The following is a 23377-nucleotide window of genomic DNA, read 5'->3' on the forward strand; positions in this document are numbered from 1 at the left end:
TCGGTATGCCCCGACTTGCTTTTCTTGCCCCGCCAGTCCCGGGGCTTTTTTTATTTTTACGGCAATGCCCGCGCCGCGGCAATCACGCCCTGCCCCAGCGACAATCCCCCATCCCCTGCCGGTAAACGCTGCGGGAACAGTAACGTAAAATCATGCAGATAAAACGCCAGACGGGCTGACAGCAAACGGTTATGCATCACGCCACCGCTAAATACCAGTGTCGTAATACCGCGCAACTGTGCCTGTTGGCGCATCAGCGTGGCAAACCCACGCGCCAGCGCATCATGGAAAGCCCAGGCGCGTTCAGGGGGGGTCGCCTGCCAGTTCAGCCACTGCTGCCAGAAAACCGCCAAATCCAACTGGTTGTTGTTAAGCGGTATGGCGACCGGGTGTTCAACGCCTGCACATTGTGACGCTAACGCCTCCAGCGCACAGGCGGCCTCGCCTTCATAGCTCAGGGATTGCGGTGCGCACTGCAGTGCGGCGGCAACTGCATCAAACAAGCGTCCACACGATGATGCCAACGGCGCGTTGATCCCACGCTCGATGGCGCGAGCCAGTACGCTCCAGTTTTGTTGCTGCACGAAAGCCGTTTCCGGATAACGCTGCCAGTCAGGCACAAAGCGCAGACACTGCGCCAGCAGATTGCGCCACGGCTGTTTTGCCGCCAGATCGCCACCCACCAGCGCTACCGCGGGCAAGCCACCAAGGTGTTCGCATTCGCGATAATTCACCCGCAGGCACTCCCCGCCCCACAGCGCACCGTTTTCGCCCATGCCGATACCGTCCAGCGTCAGGGCAATGACATCGCCGCCGTTCAACGGCCAGCCGTGCTCAGCCAGGCACGCCGCAGCATGCGCATGATGATGCAGCACCGTTTCAATTGGCAACGTCATCTCACGGGCCCACTGGCTGGAAACGTAGCCCGGATGCGCGTCGCAGACGATACGCTGCGGGGTAAAATCATAAATATTCTGGATAAGATGCAGCGCATCGCGCCACTGATGCTGAATGCCATCATCGCTCAGGTCACCCAGATGCTGGCTAATCACCGCCTGTTCCCCCCGGACCAGACAGAAGGTATTTTTCAGATCCGCGCCTAAGCACAGCATCGGCGGCACGTCGCGAAAACCTGGCGGCAGCGCCACGGCATCCGGCACATAGCCCCGGGAACGGCGCAGCATCTCCCCACTTTCGCACACCACCGAGTCATCCATACGCTGCACAATCTCGCGGTTATGCAGCAAAAATCCGTCGGCAATGTCGTGCAAATCGTCCAGCGCCTGCGCATTGGTAATGGCCGGCGGCCTGCCGCTAAGGTTGCCGGAGGTCATCACCAGCGGCCTCTTCATCTCCTGCAACAGCAAATGCTGTAACGGGTTGGCAGGCAGCATGACGCCGACCTCGGTAAGTCCTGGCGCAATCCCTTCGCACAGTGAAACCACATACTGTTTATTGACCAACACGATGGGGGCAGCGGGCGTAGTCAGCAAACGCCGTGCCGCTTCTGGCAGTCCGTCGTCACCCGGCAGCATTACCGCCAGCGGTTTAGCCGGGCGATGTTTACGCCGACGGAGCAGCGCCACGGCATTGTCGTTGCGCGCATCACAGACCAGATGAAACCCACCAATACCTTTAACCGCCACAATGCCGCCGGCTTTCAACCGCGTGACCGCCGCCTGTAGCGCCTGTTCTTTTTCCGCTCGCTCGTCTGCGCTTATCCACGCCAGATGCGGGCCACACGCCGGGCAGGCGACAGGCTGGGCATGAAAACGACGATCATACGGATCGCGGTATTCAGCATCGCATTGTGGGCACAACGGGAATGAAGCCATGACGGTAAACGGACGGTCATACGGCATTGCGCGAATAATGGTGAAGCGCGGGCCGCAGTGGGTACAGTTGATAAAAGGGTAACGATAACGGCGTTCGCCGGGGGTGTTCATTTCAGCAAGACATTCAGGGCAGGTTGCGGCGTCCGGTACGATCTGCGTATTCATCGTTCCGCCAGCACTTTGGCGGATAGAGAAATCTGCGGGTCGTTGTTGCCAGACAAACGGCGCACTCTCGACGCTATCAATCCGCGCCAGCGGCGGGCAGTGCTGATGCAGTTCGGCAATAAATTGCGCTGCATCTTCGAGCAAACGCACCACCACCCCGTCGCCGTCGTTACAGACGTCGCCATGCAGCTGTAACCGCTGCGCCAGTTGCCAGACAAAGGGTCGGAACCCAACGCCCTGTACCTTACCGCGAATGCGCAGCTCTACACCGGAGTGGTTGCTTAGTGTCATGTTAAATTCCCGCGGTAGTGTATCCCTGAAATATCTGTTTGCCGGATGGCGGTTTCGTCTTATTCGGCCTACGTGTTATTGCCCTGTAGGCCTGATAAGCGTAGCGCCATCAGGCAGGTATTTTACGCGGATTTTGGATAATCAGAACAGCAAAGATGCGGTGGAGTCCAGCGCCGCACGACGACGTTTTTCCGCGCTCAGCTGCTCCAGTTTATTACGATCGACATAAATCAGCGCATGCGTCGGGCAGACTTCCATACAGGCTGGACCGGCTTCGCGAGTGTGACACAGGTCGCATTTGTTGGCTTCGGCTTTTTCAGCACGCACGTTCAGACCCGCGCCGCTGTTACGAATAACCGGACGGACAACCACTTCCATTGCGCCATAAGGACAAGCGACCACGCAGGTTTTACAGCCAATGCAGCGTTCCTGCATCACGTGGACAAAGCCTTTATCGCGGCTAATTGCACCGTTCGGGCAGACGTTGGCACACGGCGCATCTTCACACTGACGGCACAGCGTCGCGGTAGAGACGTTAACGCCTTTGATCACGTGAATGCGCGGTAAAAAGGTTTCAGGGGTCAGCGATGCGCAGTCCTGGTTATCCTGGTGGGATACCACGCAGGCCACTTCACAGGTACGGCAACCAATGCATTTATTGGCGTCTGCAATGATGAAACGGTTCATCAAATTCTCCAGCAATGACAGATTATCTGCCGAAGCATTCATAAATCGTGCCAGAATTTAATTAACTGTTATTAAAGGATTTTTATTTTAGATAGCACCGGTATCGCGTGTCATCGTCACTAGTGACGATGACAAATGACAGCATCAGCGTGAAAGTGTCGGAGCTAGAGAAGCACGAGGGATAAGCTCGCCGGTAAAGTTTTTCGCTGGCGTAAAGGCTCCGCCGTCCAGCATAAAGATCAGGCGTCCTATCGTTTCCTGGACCATCTCCGTGACCGGGATTTTGACGCTGGCAAGCGCCGGAATGGTGTACGGCGCAAGGGCTATATCATCGAAGCCAATCACCGACACCTGCGCGGGAATATTAATGCCCTGCTCGTGCAGCTGCTTCATCGCGCCAATCGCCATATCATCATTGCTGGCCACCAGCGCGGTGAAGTTTACCTTGCGTAAAAGTAAGGTTTTAACGCCTTCAGCGCCACAGGCTGGCGTCCATTTACCCTTCACAATCAAATCATTATTCAACGGAATGCCGTGCTGCGCCAGCGCGTCTTTGTAACCGGAAAGTCGCTCCACGCCGGTGGGCGAATCCATCGAACCGGTAATAAAAGCAATCTCAGTATGTCCGGCACGAATCAACTGCGTGACGGCATTAAAGCTGGTCTGTTTTTGATCGCACCAGACACAATGGCTGGTGTTTTTACGCAGCCGTCGGTTAAGCACCATAATGGGCTGGGGGTGCGCATCGATAATCTCGTCGATGTCATCCACACTGAGAAAACGCGGATAGATCATGACAGCGTCACAGCGCAGGTCGAGCAGATATTGAATCGCCTGACGCTCTTCCTCGGCACTATGTTTACCGTCGGCCAGCAGAAGCTGGCGTCCTTTATCCTCCGCCATACGCGCAGTGTGAAATAGCAACTCGCTAAAATAAACGCCGTGATACAGGGTGTTGGTCACTACCAGACCCAGCGTCTGCGTGCTCTTCGCCGCCAGGCTGCGCGCCAGCAAATTGGGACGATAGCCACTCTCGTCAATAGCCTGGAACACGCGGTCTTTGGTCTCCTGGCTGACGTAGCCGTTCCCCGAAAGCACCCGGGAAACCGTAGCTTTCGACACGCCAGCACGCTTCGCCACTTCCAGCATCGTGGTCATATTACTCATCCCTCTTTACTCAATGTGCCGCAGTGTACTGCACCGTTTCGCCGCTGTCCTTGCTGCTCAATCGCAGAACGCGTTATCTGGTGATCGTAGTCACAAATACAAAAAATGATCAAAATATAATCTTGCACAAATTACATAAATTAAACATTATTTTGTGGAACCGGTTTCCTATCAATGTTTCATCATCACCAACATAAGACGAAAATAAACGGTAAGACATTACCTACCCTACTGATAAAACAGGATTAAATCCGATGTCTAAAAATTATGCAGCGCTGGCGCGCTCGGTTGTGACAGCTCTGGGCGGCGTCGAGAACATCACCGCAGTAACCCACTGCATGACCCGTTTACGTTTCGTTATCAAAGATGATTCGCTGGTCGACAGCACCACGTTAAAAACGCTCAATGGCGTGCTCGGCGTGGTGCGTAGCGACAATCAGTGCCAGGTAATCATTGGTAATACCGTGTCACAGGCGTATCGCGAGGTCGTCAGCCTGCTACCGGGCGAGATGCAACCCAGCGAACCCACAGGCAAACCCAAACTGACGCTCAAGCGCATTGGTGCAGGGATCCTCGACGCGCTGATCGGCACTATGTCCCCGCTGATCCCGGCGATTATCGGTGGATCGATGCTGAAGCTGCTGGCAATGATCCTCGAAATGACCGGCGTGCTGCAAAAAGGCTCCTCGACGCTGACTATCCTGACAGTAATCGGCGACGGCGCATTCTTCTTCCTGCCGCTGATGGTCGCCGCCTCAGCCGCCATTAAATTCAAAACCAATATGTCGCTGGCTATCGCCATTGCAGGCGTGCTGGTGCATCCGAGCTTTATTGAGCTGATGGCTAAAGCCGCACAAGGCGAGCACGTTGAGTTCGCACTGATCCCGGTCACGGCGGTGAAATACACCTACACGGTGATCCCGGCGCTGGTCATGACCTGGTGCCTGTCGTACATCGAACGTTGGGTGGATCGCATTACACCAGCCGTAACCAAAAACTTCCTGAAGCCGATGCTGATCGTACTGATCGCCGCCCCGCTTGCCATCGTCTTAATTGGCCCGATTGGCATCTGGATCGGCAGCGCGATCTCCGCGTTGGTGTACACCATTCACGGCTATCTGGGCTGGCTGTCGGTGGCCATTATGGGCGCACTGTGGCCGCTTCTGGTGATGACCGGCATGCACCGCGTCTTTACCCCCACCATTATTCAAACCATTGCCGAAACCGGTAAAGAAGGCATGGTTATGCCGTCTGAAATTGGCGCCAACCTGTCTCTGGGTGGATCTTCTTTAGCAGTCGCCTGGAAAACCAAAAACCCGGAACTGCGTCAGACAGCATTAGCCGCGGCGGCCTCCGCCATTATGGCAGGGATTTCCGAGCCGGCGCTGTACGGCGTGGCGGTACGTCTGAAACGTCCGCTGATTGCCAGTCTTATCAGCGGCTTTATCTGCGGTGCCGTCGCCGGGATGGCCGGGCTGGCGAGCCACTCGATGGCTGCACCAGGCCTGTTCACCAGCGTACAGTTTTTCGACCCGGCCAATCCGATGACCATTGTCTGGGTATTTGGCGTCATGGCGCTGGCGGTAGTACTGTCGTTTGTCTTAACGCTGCTGCTCGGCTTTGAGGATATTCCCGTCGAAGATGCGGCCGCGCAGGCCAGAAAAAATCAGGCTGCGCAGCCGGGAAATATCAATGGCGCCAGCATCTGACGGGTACTAACTGAGGTTTATTATGTCTGTTTTTCCGCAAGGATTTTTATGGGGTGGCGCACTGGCCGCCAACCAGTCTGAAGGGGCGTATCGGGAAGGCGGCAAAGGGCTGACTACCGTGGATATGATCCCCCACGGCGCACATCGGATGCCGGTCAAACTGGGTCAGGAAAAGCGCGTTCAACTGCGGGGTGACGAGTTTTATCCCAGCCATGAAGCGATTGATTTTTATCATCGCTATAAAGACGATATCGCCCTGATGGCAGAAATGGGGTTCACGGTGTTTCGTACCTCAATTGCCTGGAGTCGGCTCTATCCGAACGGGGATGAACTGACGCCGAATCAGGAAGGCATCGATTTTTATCGCTCGGTGTTTGCCGAGTGCAAAAAGTACGGTATTGAGCCGTTAGTGACGTTGTGCCACTTTGATGTACCGATGCACCTGGTCACCGAATACGGCTCCTGGCGTAACCGCAAAATGGTCGAGTTTTTCACCCGCTACGCCCGTACCTGCTTCGAGGCCTTTAACGGTCTGGTGAAATACTGGCTGACGTTCAATGAAATCAACATCCTGCTGCACAGCCCTTTTTCCGGCGCGGGACTGGTGTTTGAAGCGGGTGAAAATCAGGATCAGGTGAAATACCAGGCCGCGCACCACGAACTGATTGCCAGCGCACTGGCAACCAAAATCGCCCATGAAATCAATCCGCACAACCAGGTCGGCTGCATGCTGGCTGGCGGAAACTTCTACCCCTACTCATGCAAACCGGAAGATGTGTGGACCGCGCTGGAAAAGGACCGTGAAAACCTGTTCTTTATTGATGTACAGGCGCGTGGTGCTTATCCCACTTACTCAGCACGCGTGTTTCGCGACAAGGGCGTAGTGATTGAGAAAGCCCCGGAAGATGACGACATCCTGAAAAACACCGTCGATTTTGTCTCCTTCAGCTATTACGCCTCGCGCTGCGCCTCGGCAGAAATGAACACCGGCAACACCAGCGCCGCCAACGTGGTGAAGTCGCTGCGCAATCCGTACATTGCAGCCAGCGAATGGGGCTGGGGAATTGACCCGCTGGGCCTGCGCATCACCATGAACATGATGTATGACCGCTACCAGAAACCGCTGTTTCTGGTTGAGAACGGACTGGGGGCAAAAGATGAAATCGATGCCAACGGCGAGATCAACGATGACTATCGCATCCGCTATTTACGCGACCATATTCGCGCCATGGCAGACGCCATTGAAGACGGCGTGCCGCTGATGGGTTACACCACCTGGGGCTGTATCGATCTGGTTTCCGCCTCTACCGGCGAGATGAGCAAACGCTACGGTTTTGTCTATGTCGACCGCGATGACGCAGGCAATGGCACGCTGACGCGGACCCGCAAGAAATCATTCTGGTGGTACAAAAAAGTGATCGCCAGCAACGGGGCTGAGCTGGACTGATCGTCGGGCCGGATGGCGCTTGCTATCCGGCCCACATGTTCACCCGCCACGAACATCCCCCCTTCCTTTCCGTTTCATTTTTTACATTCATTTTTCTGGATCGTCATTCCATTCTGCGGTTTGCTGTCGCGCATTATTACTGGCATTTTATTCAGTAGTTTTTACTTTTCACCGTTCGTAACAAGGAAACGTTCATGTCTACTGATAATGTTCAAATACCAATGATTATCGCCAAACCCGTGCGTCGTTTAAAAGTGGGTTACGTCAGAAGACGCTACGAAGATCGCCGTACCGGATTCACCCTGCGTATCAGTCGACACGCCTCATTAACGCTGAATGGCGACTGGCTGGAACAGGCGGGTTTTCCGACAGGCACAGAGGTGAATGTTTCGGTGATGCAGGGGAAATTAATTATTGAGCAGGCAACTGAATAACGGCTGGATATGTAAAGGCGGAACAGGCCGGATGCCGCGCGTGGCTGACATCCGGCGCTGGGAATGCTTACTCTTCTGGTGCTTCTAACTCGGCAAATCCACCATGGCCTTCCCAACCGGCTAATCGCTGATACACGGTCTCGACCGCCTCTTTGATTGGCTGCGTCATCGGGTAATAAAAGCCGACAATATCCGGTTGAATGCCGAGGAAAATCACCTCGCCAACATCTTCTTTGAGCTGATCAACCAAATAGTTCAACGGCATATTATGGGTGGTCATCATGAACATCTCGGCAATATCATCGGGATCGATAATGCGAATCTCGCCGGGATTGAGTCCCATGTCAGTGGCATCAACAATCAGCAGACGTTCCGGGCGCAGTTCGCGGATCGCGACGATGTCATTTTCTGGCGCACTTCCGCCGTCGATGACCACCCAGTTGCCTTTAGGCTCAGCGGCGCACATTTCAGCCAGCAGCGGACCCGCACCGTCGTCACCCATCATGCTGTTACCGACACACAATAAAACGTCAATCACGGTGTCTCCTCACCATCAGATAGATGGCGCTTTCCTGGTGAATGTCATGCAGCATGCTGAGCACCAGCTTGCTCCATTCCTGCTGTTGCGGCGTCTGCGCGGCGAGCGCGTCATCAAAGGCACGCGCCAGCATCTGCACATGGTTAAAATCGATGACGATTTCACCGTACTTCGGCACGCCTTCCATCTTACGTCGAGCTTCGCTTCCTTCGGCAAGCGTGGCAATCCACGCCAGATAGTCATCCCACGGGCAGGTTAACGCCGCTTCCAGGCAGTCGATTATGCCTAAGTGGTGACCAATCGCCAGGCTGTAATAGACAACCTGCTGCGCCTCGGCGGGCGTTGCATCGTTCTCATCAATAAACTTACGGCTCAGTTGACTGAACACCACCGTTTCACTCATCGGATACGCGCCTCTTCTACAACATGATTAAGATGCGTGACGATCTCGGTCAGACGCGGATCGTTTTCCGCTTCCAGCCAGCGCGCCACCTGTTGCTCACCCTGCCCCAACTGATTCATATAGTCATCGGCAATCTGACGACCATAGCGATAACCCGCCAGACGACGCGCTTCGCGATCGACCTTCACGCGCAGCGGCTGAACCATATCCGGGTGCAGAATTTCCGCAGGCTGTGCATCCAGTTCACCCGGCGCACGTGCGTGAATTTTCTGCTCCAGCAGGCCAAGCGCCATCGCAAAGCCGTACAATGTGGCGGCAGGCGTCGGTGGGCAACCGGGAATATACACATCTACAGGGACGATTTTGTCGGTGCCGCCCCATACGCAGTATAAGTCGTGGAAGATACCGCCGCTGTTGCCGCAGGCCCCATAGGAGATACAAATTTTCGGGTCCGGGGCAGACTGCCAGGCACGCAGCGCCGGAGAACGCATCGCACGCGTTACCGCACCGGTGAACAGCAGAATGTCTGCATGGCGCGGCGACGGAACCACTTTGATGCCAAAACGTTCGGCGTCAAACAGCGGGGACAAGGTGGCGAAGATTTCGATTTCGCAACCGTTGCAGCCACCGCAGTCGACGCGGTAAACGTACGCTGAACGCTTGATGCTTTTCAGCAATGACGCTTTCATGCTGGCAATGGATTCATCCACGGTCATCGGGACCGGAATTCCGTTGGCATCACGTGGGCCTAATAAATTGCTCATCAGCTGGCCTCTTTCATATGGCGAGTCAGTTCAATACGGTCAGACGGCACCAGGCATTTCTGGCGCTTACAGTCCGGGCAGGTCTCAAAGCCTTCACGGTGATTTTCCGCACGGGAATCACCGTTATGCTTCAGTAACGCAATGGCGTAATCAATCTCTTTTTGCACCGCAAAAGGACGGTTACAGACGCGGCAATTACACAGCGCAAAACGAGACTGCTGCAGGAAATCTTCTTTCTTCCATACCGCCAGCTCATACTCCTGCGACAGCTTGATCGCCGCCGTCGGGCAGACTTCTTCACAGCGGCCACAGAAAATGCAGCGCCCGAGGTTGAACTGCCACGCCAGCTCATTGGTGACCAGATCAGTTTCTACCGTCAGCGCGTTAGACGGGCACGCATTGATACAGGCCGCACAGCCAATACACTGCTGCGGATTATGTTCCGGCTTACCGCGGAAGTTTTTATCAACCGCAATCGGCTCCAGCGGGTAAGACGACGTTGGTGCCCCGGTTTTGATGACTTTTTTGATAAAAGTAAACATGGCGATTCCTTATTTCAGCGGCGAGTTTTTACGCTCAATGCTGTAGCGCTCAAGTTCTTTGTACGGCACGACTTTGCTCTTCTTCTTACGTACATCGACCACGGTCATACGGTCAGTACAGGAGTAGCAAGGATCGAGGCTACCGATAATCAGCGGGGCATCGGAGACGGTGTTACCGCGCAGCATGTAACGCAGCGTCGGCCAGTTGGCGTAGGTGGCCGCACGACAGCGCCAGCGATACAGCTTCTGGTTGTCGCCGGTCATGCTCCAGTGGATGTCATCGCCACGCGGTGCTTCGGCAAAGCCCAGTGCGAAGCGGTGCGGAATATAGGTAAAGCCTTCCACCGCCAGCGGGCCGCCCGGCAGGTTATCGAGACCAAAATCGATCATGTTGAGCGCGGTATAAACTTCGTTGATACGCACTTTCAGACGGGAAATGACGTCGCAGCCCTGCTCGCTGTGCACTTCCATCGGCAGTAAACCGTAACCGACGAACGGGTGGTCCGCGCGGGTATCACGCGCGTGACCGCTGGCGCGCACCATTGGCCCGACGTTACTGAAGTCGCGAGCGATTTCCGGGTCCAGACGACCAATGCCGACGGTGCGCTGTTCCATGTTCGGCGTACTGAGCAGCATGTCGACCAGATCCTGTACATCACGACGCATTTGCTGCGCCAGCTGACGGGTCTGGATCATGTCCTCTTTCAGCAGGTCACGACGGATGCCGCCGATCAGGTTCATGCCGTAGGTTTTACGCGCCCCGGTGAGGATCTCCGCCATTTTCATCGACGTTTCACGCACGCGGAAGAACTGCATAAAGCCGGAGTCAAAGCCGGTGAAGTGGCACGCCAGGCCAAGGTTCAGCAGGTGCGAGTGCAGACGTTCCACTTCCAGTAAAATGGCGCGGATCATCTGCGCACGTTCCGGCACCACAATCCCCATCGCATTTTCCACGGAGGTGGTGTACGCGGTGCTGTGGGCAAAACCACAAATACCGCATACGCGATCCGACAGGAACGTCACTTCGTTATAACCCATACGGGTTTCCGCCAGTTTCTCCATGCCGCGGTGGACATAGAACAGACGGTAGTCGGCGTCGATGATGTTTTCGCCATCAACAAACAGGCGGAAGTGACCCGGTTCATCGGAGGTGACGTGCAGCGGGCCAATCGGCACCACGTTATTTTTCTTGTCACCCAGTTCGTTGATGAACTCGTAGGTTTCGGCATCGGTAGTCGGCGCCGGGCGCTGACGGTAATCCATGCTGTCTTTACGCAGCGGATAGAGTTCGTCCGGCCAGTCGTCCGGCAGTACCAGACGGCGTTCGTCCGGTAACCCTACCGGGATCAAACCGTACATGTCGCGCACTTCACGCTCGCCCCAAACGGCGGCCGGTACGCGCGGCGTCACGGACGGGAACTCCAGTTTATTGGCGTCGACTTCTACGCGAACGGTTATCCAGCACTTGGTGCCCTGCTCCATCGACATGACGTAGTAGACCGCGTAATGGCCGCACAGCTGGCGTTCGTCGTTACCAAACAGCACCGACAACCAGCCGCCCTGTTTGTAGTAGAGAAATTCAACCACTTCCGGCAGGTAGTTGACCTTCACGGTGATGGTCAGCTGATCTTTGGTCTGCCAGCCTTCATCCAACACCACGCCCGGGAAGGCCTGGTGCAGAGCGGCGAGATAGTGTTGACCTACTTTTTCTTCAGACATGTTCAAACTCTCTTAAATCACGCCACCAGCAAGGAGACGAAGGCTAAAAACGCAAACCCAAAACCGGCCCAGGTCACGCGTGAAGTGGCGCAAAAACGCAGACGCGCCATGCTGTTTTCGAACAGGGCGATAACCAACACGCCGAGGACCAGCTTAACGACGGCAATCACCAGCGCCAGCAGTAGTCCACCTGCGGTAAAGGTTTCCATCTGTCCCCACGGCAGGAACACGCCGACGAACATTTGCAAAACGACCAGTTGCTTGAGGCTGATGCCCCACTTGAGTACCGCAAAACCGCTGCCGCTGTATTCGGTCAGCGGACCTTCCTGCAGCTCCTGCTCGGCTTCCGCGAGGTCGAACGGCAGTTTGCCCATTTCAATAAAGGTGGCGAAAGCACAGGCGCACAGCGCCAGAATCAACGGGATGCTACGCGCGGCAGGCCAGTGATAAATGGTATCGACAATGTTGCTGATGTGGGTCGAACCGGCAACCTGCGCCGCCACCCACAAGCCCAGCAGCAGAATCGGCTCCACCAGTACGCCGAGCATCGCTTCACGGCTGGCGCCGATAGCGGTGAACGGGCTACCGGTATCCAGACCGGCGATAGAAAAGAAGAAGCGGGCAATGGCAAACAGGTAAATCAGCGTGATCAAATCACCCAGTTGCGGTAGCGGCGAGCCCACAGTCACCACCGGCAGTGCGGTAGCGATAGTCAGCATAACGCCCACCATCACAAACGGCGTCAAGCGGAAGACCCAGCTGGAATCCGCTGGCGCAATGCTCTGACGGCCCAGCAGTTTGATAATGTCGCGATATTCCTGCAACACGCCCGGACCGCGGCGGTTATGCAAACGCGCACGCGCCACGCGGGTAATACCGGACAACAGCGGCGCCGCGGCAAACAGCACCAGCGCCTGAATTAACGGATATAAAACACTCATTCTCAGGCTCCTCGTGAAACCACAATCACCACCAGCACCGCCAGCTCAATCAGCGCCAGGCGACGGAACAACACCGGTGCCGCCGCGTTCTGCCAGCCCGGAACCCAGGATACCGGGTTCAGCCATTTACGCAGTTTGAGTACCGGGGCAAAGGCTTCTTTAACCGGCATGGCAAAGCCGTGCGCAGTGATCACCATTGACTGCTCGTGATCGTAACCACACACCCACGCCGTACCGCGTGAACGTGACGGCAGGCGGTTGCCTTTGAAAATCGCCATGATGATGAACGGCAGCAGCGGACACGCAATCAGCAGCAGCGTGATCATCGGCTGAGAGACGGTGGTATTCGCCGTTTCCAGCGGTAGCGGAACAGCGGCAGAAATCAGCGGCAGCAACCACGGGGCAGCAACGCCGCCAATCACGCAGCAGATAGCCAGCGCAACCACGCTCACGCTCATCAGGATTGGCGCGCAGCAGGCGTTTTCCGCTTCCTTCGTGCGCGGTGCACCGAGGAACGTCACACCGTAGACTTTCGCCATACACATCACCGCCAGCGCGCCGGTAATTGCCAAACCGACAGCCAACAACGGTCCTAACAGACGACCGATGAACGCGCCGCTGTTACCCAGTTTGAAAAAGGATTGATAGATAACCCACTCACCGGCAAAGCCGTTCAGCGGCGGCAGCGCGGCCATCGCCATCAGGCCAACCAGCATCGCCAGAGAAATCACCGGCATACGTTTACCGATACCGCCCAGTTTCTCGATATCACGGTGACCGGTGCGGAACCAGATGCTGCCTGCGCCCAAAAACAGGACGCTTTTGAACAGGCTATGGTTGACCAGGTGATACAGACCGCCGGTCAGGCCAAGTGCGATCAGCACCGGTTGGTTAAGGGAAATACCGGTCACGCCAGCGCCCAGACCCAGCAGGATAATGCCGATGTTTTCCAGCGTGTGGTACGCCAGCAGACGCTGAATGTTGTGTTCCATCAGGGCATACAGGCCGCCGATAAACGCGGTGATCATCCCCAGCACCAGCAGCGTAACGCCCCACCACAGCGGCGCATTACCGCCCAGCAGCGACAGGGACAGAATACCCAGCAGACCGACTTTCATTACTACTGTAGAAAACAGCGCCGCCGCCGGTGCACTGGCGTTAGCGTGTGCCTGTGGCACCCAACCGTGCAGTGGGATAATCCCGGCCAGCAGACCAAAGCCCGCCACGCCCAGCAGCCAGATGTCAGCGCCGAGCGGCAGCTGCTGAGTGCGCAGGTCAAGCAGGCGCAGTTCCAGCGTACCGTAGCGCTGCCACACCAGATAGCAAGCGATCGCCAGCAGCAACGTACCGACACGACCCAGCGCAAACCACAGCTTGCCTTCTTTGCTGCACCCGGTCAGGAACACCGCACACAGCGCCATGATTTCTGCCATCACTACCAGCGTGCCGAGGTTGCTGGCAATTACCGCACACACCGCCGCCGCCATCAGCAGATTCACCAACAGACCGTTGGCCTTTACCTGCGGGTGACGGTGCCAGTCGATGTTGTACAGACTGACGAACAGGCCGCACAAACCCAGCGTGATAAGCCAGATTGCATTCAGCGGCGTCATTTGCAGGCTGTGACCGATGAACGGCATCACCCCACTGACTGCCAGCCCATTAATGAGCACGCTAAAACCAGCCGCCGCCGTAAACAGGCTGCCCACAGCACCACCAACACCGGCAATCCAGCCGCTTAATGGCTTATGAAACGAAAACAAAAATGCCAGAACCGCCGCCGCCGTAAACCAGGCCACGCCGCTGTTAATCAGTGAAATTGCGCTCATTTTGCATCCCCACTCTGAGCCTGCTGAAACAAGGTGAGATCGCCGAAGTCGGTATTGAACGTCAACTCACGCTTACGTTTGCTGGCGCGGGCGATATCCATATTGCTCACCAGATGCAGGGCTTGCGTTGGGCACATGCGCACGCAGGCCGGACCTTGTTCATCAAAGCTACACAGGTCGCATTTCACCGCAATGGCGCGAATACCCGGCACCCAGTCCAGCAGCGTGCTGACGCGAGCTGGCGCTGGCGGAGCAGGAGGCGCTTTTGACGTGTTGGCGTTCGCCGGGATATGCAGCGGACGGCTGCCGGAAAACTCAATGGCCCCAAATGGACAGGCGATCCCGCACAGTTTGCAGCTCACGCACAGGCTTTCATTCAGCTGTACGGCGCCGTCGACACGGTTAATCGCATTAACCGGGCAAACAGTGGCACAAGGCGCATCTTCACACTGGTGGCAAAGCTGCGGCGCAGATTCTTTTTCATTTAGCATCACTTTCAGGCGCTGCATTGACTGCAGGCCATGCTGGCGATGTGTCTCTGAGCAGGCGGCTTCACACGTGTGGCAGCCGATACAAAGAGTGGAGTCAGCAATTACAAAACGATTCACCAGGCATTCCTCAGGTGATAGTCATTTTTGACGAAAACATGTCTATCAAATGTCATTTTCGACACTTTTCGACATACCCATTCCCTAAACTGTCGTGACGCAGCATACGCACCGCATCATGACTTACGTGGGCACACCCGAGGTTTAAACCGGGCTGTGTCCCTCTACCAGTTGGCTTAAATTCACTGGCATATTGTTTTCAACCGCGGTGTACAGGCTGTCGTAGACGCTGGCGATTTTTTCGAGATAGTGCTCCAGCACCTGTTCCCGATCGCGGTTGCTGATACGGTCATCGACCTTGCCGTCGAGAGACAGTTGTGCCTGTGCAATCAACTGCTTATCTTCGCCGTCTTTCGTTTCAACGTAGTACTCGATGGTATGGCTGTTAAAGCCGTCCGCCAGCGTGACGTAGATAACGAAGTGTTCAAACAGGACAAAGCACAGGTCCTTGTCCGGCGCGCAGCTCATCGCATGATGTAAACGCGCTTTCGACAGGGTGATCCCCTGTACCAGCGAGTTGCAATAAATACGCCACTGGTCCTGTAGGCGACGATGCCGTTCAGCGATGTAATCGGCTTTTTCGCTTATTTCCCAAATAGTCATGTCAGGTTACCCGGTTAGCAGAGACATTCAGCGTTAAGCACGTTTCATGCCAATATTTAATTTCTTATATTTCATGTAGATAGTTAATTTACTGGTCGTGACGACATGTCATTTCGTCATCGTCGTCATTGTCATGGGTGAAAAAAATCAATTTGGCATGTTTTTTGCTTTTATTCCGACAACAACATGGGAGGCGATATGCACGAAATAACCCTCTGCCAACGGGCACTGGAATTGATTGAACAACAGGCCACGCAACACGGTGCAAACCGGGTTACTGCGGTCTGGCTCAAAATTGGCGCATTTTCTTGCGTAGAAACCAGCGCTCTCGCCTTTTGTTTTGATCTGGTATGCCGTGGCACCCTTGCAGAAGGTTGTAAACTCCACCTCGAAGAACAAGAAGCCGAATGTTGGTGTGAAACTTGCCAGCAGTACGTCACCTTACTGACCCAGCGCGTGCGCCGTTGTCCGCAATGTCACAGCGACATGCTAAGGATCGTGGCCGATGACGGCTTACAGATTCGACGAATTGAAATAGGCGATGCTGAAGATTAATGCTGGTGACAAAAAGTAGGCCGGATAAGACGTTAGCGTCGCCATCCGGCAACAACAGATTTACCGCAAGTAAAAAGATCAGGAGTGAGCGATGTGTACGACATGTGGTTGCGCTGAAGGCAACCTTTATATAGAGGGTGATGAACATAACCCCCACTCGGCGTTTCGCAGCGCGCCATTTGCCCCGGCCGCTCGTCCGGCGCTGAATATTACCGGTGTGAAGACCTCCAGTTTCACCCCGAGCCAAACTGAAGAAGGCGATTTACACTACGGTCATGGTGAAGCCGGTACCCACGCGCCAGGCATGAGCCAGCGCCGAATGCTGGAAGTGGAAATTGACGTGCTGGACAAAAACAACCGTCTGGCCGAGCGCAACCGCGCCCGCTTCGCCGCCCGTCAACATCTGGTGCTTAATCTGGTCTCCAGCCCAGGCTCCGGTAAAACGACGCTGCTCACCGAAACGCTGATGAAACTGAAAGACAGCGTGCCGTGTGCGGTGATCGAAGGCGACCAGCAGACGGTTAACGATGCCGCCCGTATTCGCGCCACCGGCACGCCTGCCATCCAGGTCAACACCGGTAAAGGTTGTCACCTGGATGCGCAAATGATAGCCGATGCCGCGCCGCGCCTGCCGTTGGCAGACAACGGTATTCTGTTCATTGAAAACGTCGGTAACCTGGTGTGCCCGGCGAGCTTCGATCTCGGCGAACGTCACAAAGTGGCAGTGCTTTCAGTCACCGAAGGGGAAGACAAGCCGCTGAAATACCCGCATATGTTTGCCGCCGCATCGCTGATGCTGCTCAACAAAGTCGACCTGCTGCCGTACCTCAATTTTGATGTTGAACAATGCATCGCCAGCGCCCGGGAAGTGAACCCGGAAATTGAGATCATCCTGATTTCTGCCACCAGCGGTGAAGGCATGGATCAATGGCTCTCCTGGCTGGAGACACAGCGATGTGCATAGGTGTTCCGGGTCAAATACGCACCATTGAGGGAAACCAGGCCAAGGTCGATGTTTGCGGTATTCAGCGCGACGTCGACCTGACGCTGGTCGGTAGTTGTGATGAGCACGGTCAACCGCGTCTGGGGCAATGGGTCCTGGTGCACGTTGGTTTTGCCATGAGCATCATTAATGAAGCTGAAGCGCGCGACACGCTCGAAGCGCTGCAAAACATGTTTGACGTTGAGCCGGATGTCGGCGCGTTGCTGTACGGCGAGGAAAAATAGATGCGTTTTGTTGACGAATATCGCGCACCGGAACAGGTGATGCAGTTGATAGACCACCTGAGTGAACGTGCAGCTCACCTCCCCTACACAGCAGAACGTCCGCTGCGCATCATGGAAGTCTGCGGTGGCCATACCCACGCTATTTTCAAATTCGGTCTTGACCAACTGCTGCCTGAAAACGTGGAATTTATTCACGGCCCCGGCTGCCCGGTGTGCGTGCTGCCAATGGGCAGGATTGACAGCTGCGTAGAAATCGCCAGCCATCCGGAAGTGATTTTCTGCACCTTTGGCGACGCGATGCGCGTCCCAGGAAAACAGGGTTCGCTACTGCAGGCCAAAGCACGCGGCGCAGATATCCGCATCGTCTATTCTCCGATGGATGCCCTGAAGCTTGCGCAGGAAAACCCGACCCGCAAAGTCGTGTTCTTTGGTCTGGGCTTTGAAACTACCATGCCGACGACCGCCATCACGCTCCAGCAGGCAAGACAGCGTGACGTGCAAAACTTCTACTTTTTCTGTCAGCACATTACGCTGATCCCGACGCTGCGCAGCCTGCTGGAACAGCCAGATAACGGCATCGACGCCTTTTTAGCCCCGGGTCACGTCAGCATGGTCATTGGCACCGATGCCTATAATTTCATCGCCTCCGATTTCCATCGCCCGCTGGTGGTCGCCGGTTTCGAACCGCTCGATCTGCTGCAGGGCGTGGTGATGCTGATTGAGCAGAAAATTGTCGACCACAGCCAGGTTGAGAACCAGTACCGTCGCGTGGTGCCGGATGCCGGTAACGCCTTAGCCCAACAGGCTATCGCAGAGGTGTTCAGCGTTGATGGCGACAGCGAATGGCGCGGTCTGGGTGTGATTGAATCCTCCGGCGTTCATCTGACGCCTGACTATCAGCGTTTTGATGCCGAAGCGCATTTCAAACCGGCGCCACAGCAGGTGTATGACGACCCGCGCGCGCGCTGTGGCGAGGTGCTGACCGGCAGATGTAAACCGCATCAGTGCCCGTTATTTGGTAAAACCTGTAATCCGGAGACCGCGTTTGGCGCCCTGATGGTCTCCTCCGAAGGCGCGTGTGCCGCCTGGTATCAGTATCGTCAGCAGGAGTGTGAAGCATGAACAGCGTACAACTCGCCCACGGTAGCGGCGGTCAGGCTATGCAACAGTTGATCAACAGCCTGTTTATGGAAGCATTTGCGAATCCGTGGCTGGCGGAACAAGAAGATCAGGCGCGTCTGGATCTGGCGCAGTTGATGGCTGAAGGCGACCGTCTGGCATTTTCGACCGACAGCTACGTGATTGATCCACTGTTCTTCCCTGGCGGCAACATCGGCAAGCTGGCTGTCTGCGGTACGGCTAACGACGTCGCCGTCAGTGGTGCTCTCCCTCGCTACCTCTCCTGCGGGTTTATCCTCGAAGAAGGCCTGCCGATGGACACGCTGAAAACCGTGGTCAACAGCATGGCGGCCACCGCGCGCGAAGCGGGCATTGCTATCGTCACCGGCGACACCAAGGTGGTGCAGCGCGGCGCGGCGGACAAACTGTTTATCAACACCGCCGGAATGGGCGCGATCCCCGCCAATATCCACTGGGGTGCACAAACCCTGAGCGTGGGTGATGTGCTGCTGGTCAGCGGGACGCTCGGCGACCACGGCGCAACCATCCTTAACCTGCGCGAGCAGTTGGGGCTGGACGGTGAACTGGTCAGCGACTGCGCGGTGTTAACGCCGCTGATTCAGACGCTGCGCGACATCCCCGGCGTGAAAGCGCTGCGTGACGCTACCCGCGGCGGCGTGAATGCGGTAACGCATGAATTTGCCGCTTCATGCGGATTTGGTATTGAGCTGTCTGAAGCTGCCCTGCCCGTGAAGCCGGCGGTACGTGGCGTCTGCGAACTGCTCGGTCTGGATGCGCTCAACTTTGCCAATGAAGGTAAACTGGTGATTGCCGTAGAACGTCAGGCCGCAGAAAGCGTGCTTGCCGCACTACGCGCGCATCCGTTGGGCCGCGATGCGGCGCTGATTGGTGAAGTGGTTGAACGTAAAGGCGTTCGTCTGGCCGGACTGTACGGCGTGAAGCGCACTCTTGATTTACCACACGCGGAACCTTTACCTCGTATATGCTAGCAGCCAGCTGGCAGCATGTTGTAGGCCGGATAAGACGCGTATGCGTCGCCATCCGGCATTAACACCGCATTATTGCCTGATGACGCTTTGCTTATCAGGCCTGCGGATGGCGTACCCTGGCCATCCCACAATAATTTACAACTTATACCTATAATTCATTTACCGTTTTTGCACCGTTGGTGCTTCCTGGAAAAGCAATATGTCGTATACACCGATGAGCGACCTCGGACAGCAAGGCTTGTTCGATATTACTCGTACATTATTACAGCAGCCCGATCTTCAGTCTCTCAGTGAGGCACTTTCACAGTTGGTCAAGCGTTCGGCGCTGGCCGACAGTGCGGCTATTGTGTTATGGCAGGCGCAGACGCAGCGTGCGCGTTACTTCGCGACGCGTGAAAATGGTAAACCCATCGATTATGAAGACGAAACGGTGCTGGCGCACGGTCCAGTGCGCCGCATTCTGTCTCGTCCCGATGCCCTGCACTGCAACTACCATGAATTTACCGAGACCTGGCCGCAGCTGGCATCCGGCGGGTTGTACACCCAATTTGGTCACTACTGTCTGCTGCCGCTGGCGGCCGATGGTCGCATCTTTGGCGGCTGTGAATTTATCCGCAACGAAGACCGCCCGTGGAGTGAAAAAGAGTACAACCGCCTGCAGACTTTCACCCAGATCGTCGGCGTCGTGGCCGAACAGATCCAAAACCGGGTCAGCAACAACGTCGACTACGATCTGCTGTGTCGTGAGCGTGACAACTTTCGCATCCTGGTCGCCATCACCAATGCGGTGCTCTCCCGCCTGGACATTGACGAGCTGGTCAGTGAAGTCGCCAAAGAGATCCACCACTACTTCGACATCGACGCCATCAGCATCGTGCTGCGTAGCGATCGCAAAAATAAGCTGAGCATCTATTCCACCCACTACCTGGATGAGCATCATCCGGCGCACGAGCAGAGCGAAGTTGACGAAGCGGGCACGCTCTCTGAGCGGGTTTTCAAAAGCAAAGAGATGCTGCTGATTAACCTGAGCGAACGTGATGCGCTGGCGCCTTACGAACGCATGCTGTTTGAAACCTGGGGCAACCAGTTGCAAACCCTGTGCCTGCTGCCGCTGATGTCCGGTAATACTATGCTTGGCGTGCTCAAACTGGCCCAGTGTGAAGAGAAGGTATTTACTACCGCCAATCTCAAGCTGCTGCGCCAGATTGCTGAGCGCGTGGCCATTGCTGTCGATAACGCCCTCGCCTACCAGGAGATTCACCGCCTGAAAGAACGGCTGGTCGATGAAAACCTGGCATTGACCGAGCAGCTCAATAACGTGGACAGTGAGTTTGGCGAAATCATTGGCCGCAGCGAAGCCATGTACAGCGTGCTCAAACAGGTCGAGATGGTGGCGCAAAGCGACAGCACCGTGCTGATTCTGGGTGAGACCGGAACGGGTAAAGAGCTGATTGCCAGGGCTATTCACAATCTCAGCGGACGTAACGCCCGTCGGATGGTGAAGATGAACTGTGCGGCGATGCCTGCCGGACTGCTGGAAAGCGACCTGTTTGGTCATGAGCGTGGCGCGTTTACCGGTGCCAGTACGCAGCGCATCGGGCGTTTCGAACTGGCCGATAAAAGCTCGCTGTTCCTCGACGAAGTTGGCGACATGCCGCTGGAGCTACAGCCTAAGCTGCTGCGCGTTCTGCAGGAGCAGGAATTTGAACGTCTGGGCAGCAACAAACTGATCCAGACCGACGTGCGGTTGATCGCCGCCACCAATCGCGATCTGAAAAAGATGGTGGCCGATCGCGAGTTTCGTAACGATCTGTACTATCGCCTGAACGTCTTCCCGATCCATCTGCCGCCGCTGCGCGAGCGCCCGGAAGATATTCCGCTGCTGGTGAAAGCCTTCACCTTTAAAATTGCTCGCCGGATGGGGCGCAATATCGACAGCATTCCGGCTGAAGCGCTGCGCACGCTAAGCGGCATGGAGTGGCCGGGTAACGTGCGCGAACTGGAAAACGTGGTGGAACGTGCAGTTCTGCTGACCAGAGGCAACGTGCTGCAACTGTCCCTCCCGGATGTTGTCGCTTTGGCGCCGTCCGCACCTCCCGTGGCGACCGAAGTTGCCCAGGATGGCGAAGATGAATTCCAGTTGATTATGCGCGTGCTGAAAGAGACCAACGGTGTGGTCGCCGGTCCAAAAGGCGCAGCACAGCGGCTGGGACTGAAACGCACAACGTTGCTCTCGCGCATGAAGCGACTGGGTATTGATAAGGATGCGCTGGTTTAATGATTGTGGCTGATGGCACTTTCGGGCCTGGGCGACAGGAACGCTAGCTCTTGTAGGCCGGATAAGGCTATTTACGCCGCCATCCGGCACAGTGCGAAATTACTTTTTAGGCTTACATTTCTCTGGCAATTCCGGCACCGGGCGTTTGTCATCAATCAGATGACGGACGGTCAGGATCGGATGACGCCAGAGCATTCTTGGCCCGGCCCAACGCATAATCTGCTTCATCTCTTCGCGTTTTGCAGGTTGATAACAGTGCACCGGACACTGTTTGCAGGCCGGTTTCTCCTCACCAAATACGCACTTATCCAGTCGTTTTTGCGCATAGGCAAACAACGCATCGTAATGCCCAAGCTCGTCTGAAGCCTGCGGGCACTGGCTCTCATACAGCGAGATCATTTTCTGGATCGTCATTTTTTCACGTGCAATACGTTTGCCGGACATGATGCCTCCACAATTAAGTTGCATGCATAATACACCTTAACAGTGGAGGCAACCAAGACCCGAATACCGTTCACTCGTAACAACGACTAAATTGCCCTGCGTTTATAAGGACGGTAATGCGGTAACCAAAAGTTTTCTTTGATGCTTTGCAGCAGCGTGTCGTCGCTCATCTTCTCTGCCACGCCCGACTGCTGTGCTGCCTTACCGACGTCAAATGCAATATTGCGAGTCACATCGCAGATTGTTCCAATCTCTGGTAACAGCGCGCCTTCACCATCACGCACCAGCGGAGAAGCTTCAGCCAGCGCACGGCTTGCCGCCATCAACATAGCGTCTGTTATCCGCGTTGCACCGCTGGCAATAGCCCCCAGGCCGATGGCCGGGAAAACATACACGTTATTACACTGTGAAACAGGAATAACACGTCCATAAATCTCTACCGGCTCGCATGGGCTACCGGTTGCGATAATGGCCTGTCCCTCGGTCCAGCGAACAATATCTTCTGGCCGTGCTTCCATTTTCGAGGTGGGATTCGACAATGGCATCACAACAGGACGATCGCAGTATTGGTACATCGTGCTAATCACTTCCTGCGAGAACAATCCAGCCTGGCCCGAAACGCCCAGCATTACCGCGGGTTTGGCATTACGGATCACTTCCAGAAGTGACGGCGCCAGCCCCTCATAGTGCCAGTCAGAAATTTCCTCGGGCGACTGCGCCAACGGTTGCTGGAAATCAGCTAAGGCATTATTGGTGGTCATTACCAGACCGTCGCGATCGACCATAAAAATGGTCCGTCGGGCTTCGGTCTGCCCCATGCCTTCGGACATACGACAAGCAACAATATGCCGCGCGATCCCACATCCCGCGGCCCCCGCCCCCACAATCACGATGGATTGCTGACAGAAGTCACGGCCGCTGCCGCGGCAGGCAGCGAGAATGGTTGCCAGAGCCACCGACGCCGTGCCCTGGATATCATCATTAAAACAACACAGCTCATCGCGATAACGTTCCAGTAGCGGCACCGCGGTATGCTGGGCGAAATCTTCAAACTGCAGCAGA

General features: G+C 55.8%; 23 protein-coding genes. 9 read left to right on the forward strand and 14 right to left on the reverse strand.

The window, feature by feature from the left end; translation table 11 throughout:
- Positions 1–56: 56 nt before the first annotated feature.
- The 3 genes from hypF to IMQ48_RS17955 all read right to left on the reverse strand — a co-directional run bounded on the left by hypF (position 57) and on the right by IMQ48_RS17955 (position 4136).
- Positions 57–2291, reverse strand: coding sequence for a carbamoyltransferase HypF (gene hypF / locus IMQ48_RS17945; protein WP_196210092.1), 2235 nt, complete (start codon positions 2289–2291; stop codon positions 57–59).
- Between the two features lie 141 nt (positions 2292–2432).
- On the reverse strand, positions 2433–2978 hold the full coding sequence (hydN, locus tag IMQ48_RS17950; RefSeq protein WP_196210093.1) for an electron transport protein HydN: 546 nt from the start codon (positions 2976–2978) through the stop codon (positions 2433–2435).
- 144 nt (positions 2979–3122) lie between these two features.
- On the reverse strand, positions 3123–4136 hold the full coding sequence (locus tag IMQ48_RS17955; RefSeq protein WP_196210094.1) for a LacI family DNA-binding transcriptional regulator: 1014 nt from the start codon (positions 4134–4136) through the stop codon (positions 3123–3125).
- Between the two features lie 263 nt (positions 4137–4399).
- Here IMQ48_RS17955 and ascF point away from each other — a divergent pair, with 263 nt between their 5' ends.
- The 3 genes from ascF (at position 4400) to IMQ48_RS17970 (ending at position 7735) form a co-directional block, all read left to right on the forward strand.
- The gene (gene ascF / locus IMQ48_RS17960) at positions 4400–5854 is read left to right on the forward strand and encodes a PTS cellobiose/arbutin/salicin transporter subunit IIBC (RefSeq protein ID WP_196210095.1); all 1455 of its coding nucleotides are present in this window, start codon (positions 4400–4402) and stop codon (positions 5852–5854) included.
- A 22-nt stretch (positions 5855–5876) separates the two neighbouring features.
- Complete coding sequence (locus IMQ48_RS17965; RefSeq protein WP_196210096.1) at positions 5877–7301, forward strand: 6-phospho-beta-glucosidase; 1425 nt, start codon at positions 5877–5879, stop codon at positions 7299–7301.
- A gap of 194 nt (positions 7302–7495) precedes the next feature.
- Positions 7496–7735 (forward strand): SymE family type I addiction module toxin, encoded by a 240-nt coding sequence (locus tag IMQ48_RS17970; RefSeq protein WP_196210097.1) that lies wholly within the window; start codon positions 7496–7498, stop codon positions 7733–7735.
- A gap of 67 nt (positions 7736–7802) precedes the next feature.
- On the opposite strand, the gene hycI is transcribed toward IMQ48_RS17970, so the two are convergent.
- The 9 genes from hycI to hycA all read right to left on the reverse strand — a co-directional run bounded on the left by hycI (position 7803) and on the right by hycA (position 15682).
- Positions 7803–8273: a hydrogenase maturation peptidase HycI gene (hycI, locus tag IMQ48_RS17975; protein WP_196210098.1), complete on the reverse strand. Its 471-nt coding sequence runs from the start codon at positions 8271–8273 to the stop codon at positions 7803–7805.
- Complete coding sequence (locus tag IMQ48_RS17980) at positions 8266–8676, reverse strand: formate hydrogenlyase maturation HycH family protein (protein WP_115257626.1); 411 nt, start codon at positions 8674–8676, stop codon at positions 8266–8268. Before IMQ48_RS17980 ends, hycI begins: the two co-directional genes overlap by 8 nt.
- Positions 8673–9440: a formate hydrogenlyase subunit HycG gene (gene hycG / locus IMQ48_RS17985; RefSeq protein ID WP_115257625.1), complete on the reverse strand. Its 768-nt coding sequence runs from the start codon at positions 9438–9440 to the stop codon at positions 8673–8675. The genes IMQ48_RS17980 and hycG overlap by 4 nt, the downstream gene beginning before the upstream one ends.
- On the reverse strand, positions 9440–9982 hold the full coding sequence (gene hycF / locus IMQ48_RS17990; RefSeq protein ID WP_115257624.1) for a formate hydrogenlyase subunit HycF: 543 nt from the start codon (positions 9980–9982) through the stop codon (positions 9440–9442). Before hycF ends, hycG begins: the two co-directional genes overlap by 1 nt.
- Positions 9983–9991: 9 nt before the next feature.
- On the reverse strand, positions 9992–11701 hold the full coding sequence (hycE, locus tag IMQ48_RS17995; RefSeq protein WP_096755965.1) for a formate hydrogenlyase subunit HycE: 1710 nt from the start codon (positions 11699–11701) through the stop codon (positions 9992–9994).
- Between the two features lie 17 nt (positions 11702–11718).
- The gene (locus IMQ48_RS18000; RefSeq protein WP_196210099.1) at positions 11719–12642 is read right to left on the reverse strand and encodes a respiratory chain complex I subunit 1 family protein; all 924 of its coding nucleotides are present in this window, start codon (positions 12640–12642) and stop codon (positions 11719–11721) included.
- Between the two features lie 2 nt (positions 12643–12644).
- Positions 12645–14471 carry a formate hydrogenlyase subunit 3 gene (gene hycC, locus IMQ48_RS18005; protein ID WP_196210100.1) on the reverse strand — a complete coding sequence of 609 codons (1827 nt, stop codon included), beginning with the start codon at positions 14469–14471 and terminating at the stop codon, positions 12645–12647.
- Positions 14468–15079: a formate hydrogenlyase subunit HycB gene (gene hycB, locus IMQ48_RS18010; protein ID WP_196210101.1), complete on the reverse strand. Its 612-nt coding sequence runs from the start codon at positions 15077–15079 to the stop codon at positions 14468–14470. Before hycB ends, hycC begins: the two co-directional genes overlap by 4 nt.
- A 144-nt stretch (positions 15080–15223) precedes the next feature.
- Positions 15224–15682: a formate hydrogenlyase regulator HycA gene (hycA, locus tag IMQ48_RS18015; protein WP_096755961.1), complete on the reverse strand. Its 459-nt coding sequence runs from the start codon at positions 15680–15682 to the stop codon at positions 15224–15226.
- 198 nt (positions 15683–15880) lie between these two features.
- Here hycA and hypA point away from each other — a divergent pair, with 198 nt between their 5' ends.
- The 6 genes from hypA (at position 15881) to flhA (ending at position 21871) form a co-directional block, all read left to right on the forward strand.
- Positions 15881–16237: a hydrogenase maturation nickel metallochaperone HypA gene (gene hypA / locus IMQ48_RS18020; RefSeq protein WP_196210102.1), complete on the forward strand. Its 357-nt coding sequence runs from the start codon at positions 15881–15883 to the stop codon at positions 16235–16237.
- Positions 16238–16328: 91 nt separating this feature from the next.
- Complete coding sequence (gene hypB, locus IMQ48_RS18025; RefSeq protein ID WP_137399667.1) at positions 16329–17201, forward strand: hydrogenase nickel incorporation protein HypB; 873 nt, start codon at positions 16329–16331, stop codon at positions 17199–17201.
- On the forward strand, positions 17192–17464 hold the full coding sequence (gene hypC / locus IMQ48_RS18030; protein WP_096755958.1) for a hydrogenase 3 maturation protein HypC: 273 nt from the start codon (positions 17192–17194) through the stop codon (positions 17462–17464). The genes hypB and hypC overlap by 10 nt, the downstream gene beginning before the upstream one ends.
- Positions 17465–18586, forward strand: coding sequence for a hydrogenase formation protein HypD (hypD, locus tag IMQ48_RS18035; RefSeq protein ID WP_196210103.1), 1122 nt, complete (start codon positions 17465–17467; stop codon positions 18584–18586).
- Complete coding sequence (gene hypE, locus IMQ48_RS18040; protein ID WP_196210104.1) at positions 18583–19593, forward strand: hydrogenase expression/formation protein HypE; 1011 nt, start codon at positions 18583–18585, stop codon at positions 19591–19593. The genes hypD and hypE overlap by 4 nt, the downstream gene beginning before the upstream one ends.
- A gap of 199 nt (positions 19594–19792) precedes the next feature.
- Positions 19793–21871, forward strand: a complete 2079-nt coding sequence (gene flhA / locus IMQ48_RS18045) for a formate hydrogenlyase transcriptional activator FlhA (protein ID WP_196210105.1) — start codon at positions 19793–19795, stop codon at positions 21869–21871.
- Between the two features lie 99 nt (positions 21872–21970).
- On the opposite strand, the gene IMQ48_RS18050 is transcribed toward flhA, so the two are convergent.
- A complete protein-coding gene (locus IMQ48_RS18050; RefSeq protein ID WP_196210106.1) occupies positions 21971–22315 on the reverse strand; it encodes a nitrous oxide-stimulated promoter family protein in 345 nt (114 codons plus the stop codon).
- A gap of 86 nt (positions 22316–22401) precedes the next feature.
- The coding region (gene maeA / locus IMQ48_RS18055; protein ID WP_196210107.1) for an oxaloacetate-decarboxylating malate dehydrogenase at positions 22402–23377 on the reverse strand (976 nt) is incomplete at its 5' end.

This window comes from Citrobacter sp. Res13-Sevr-PEB04-36, from assembly GCF_015672735.1.
GTDB lineage: Bacteria > Pseudomonadota > Gammaproteobacteria > Enterobacterales > Enterobacteriaceae > Citrobacter.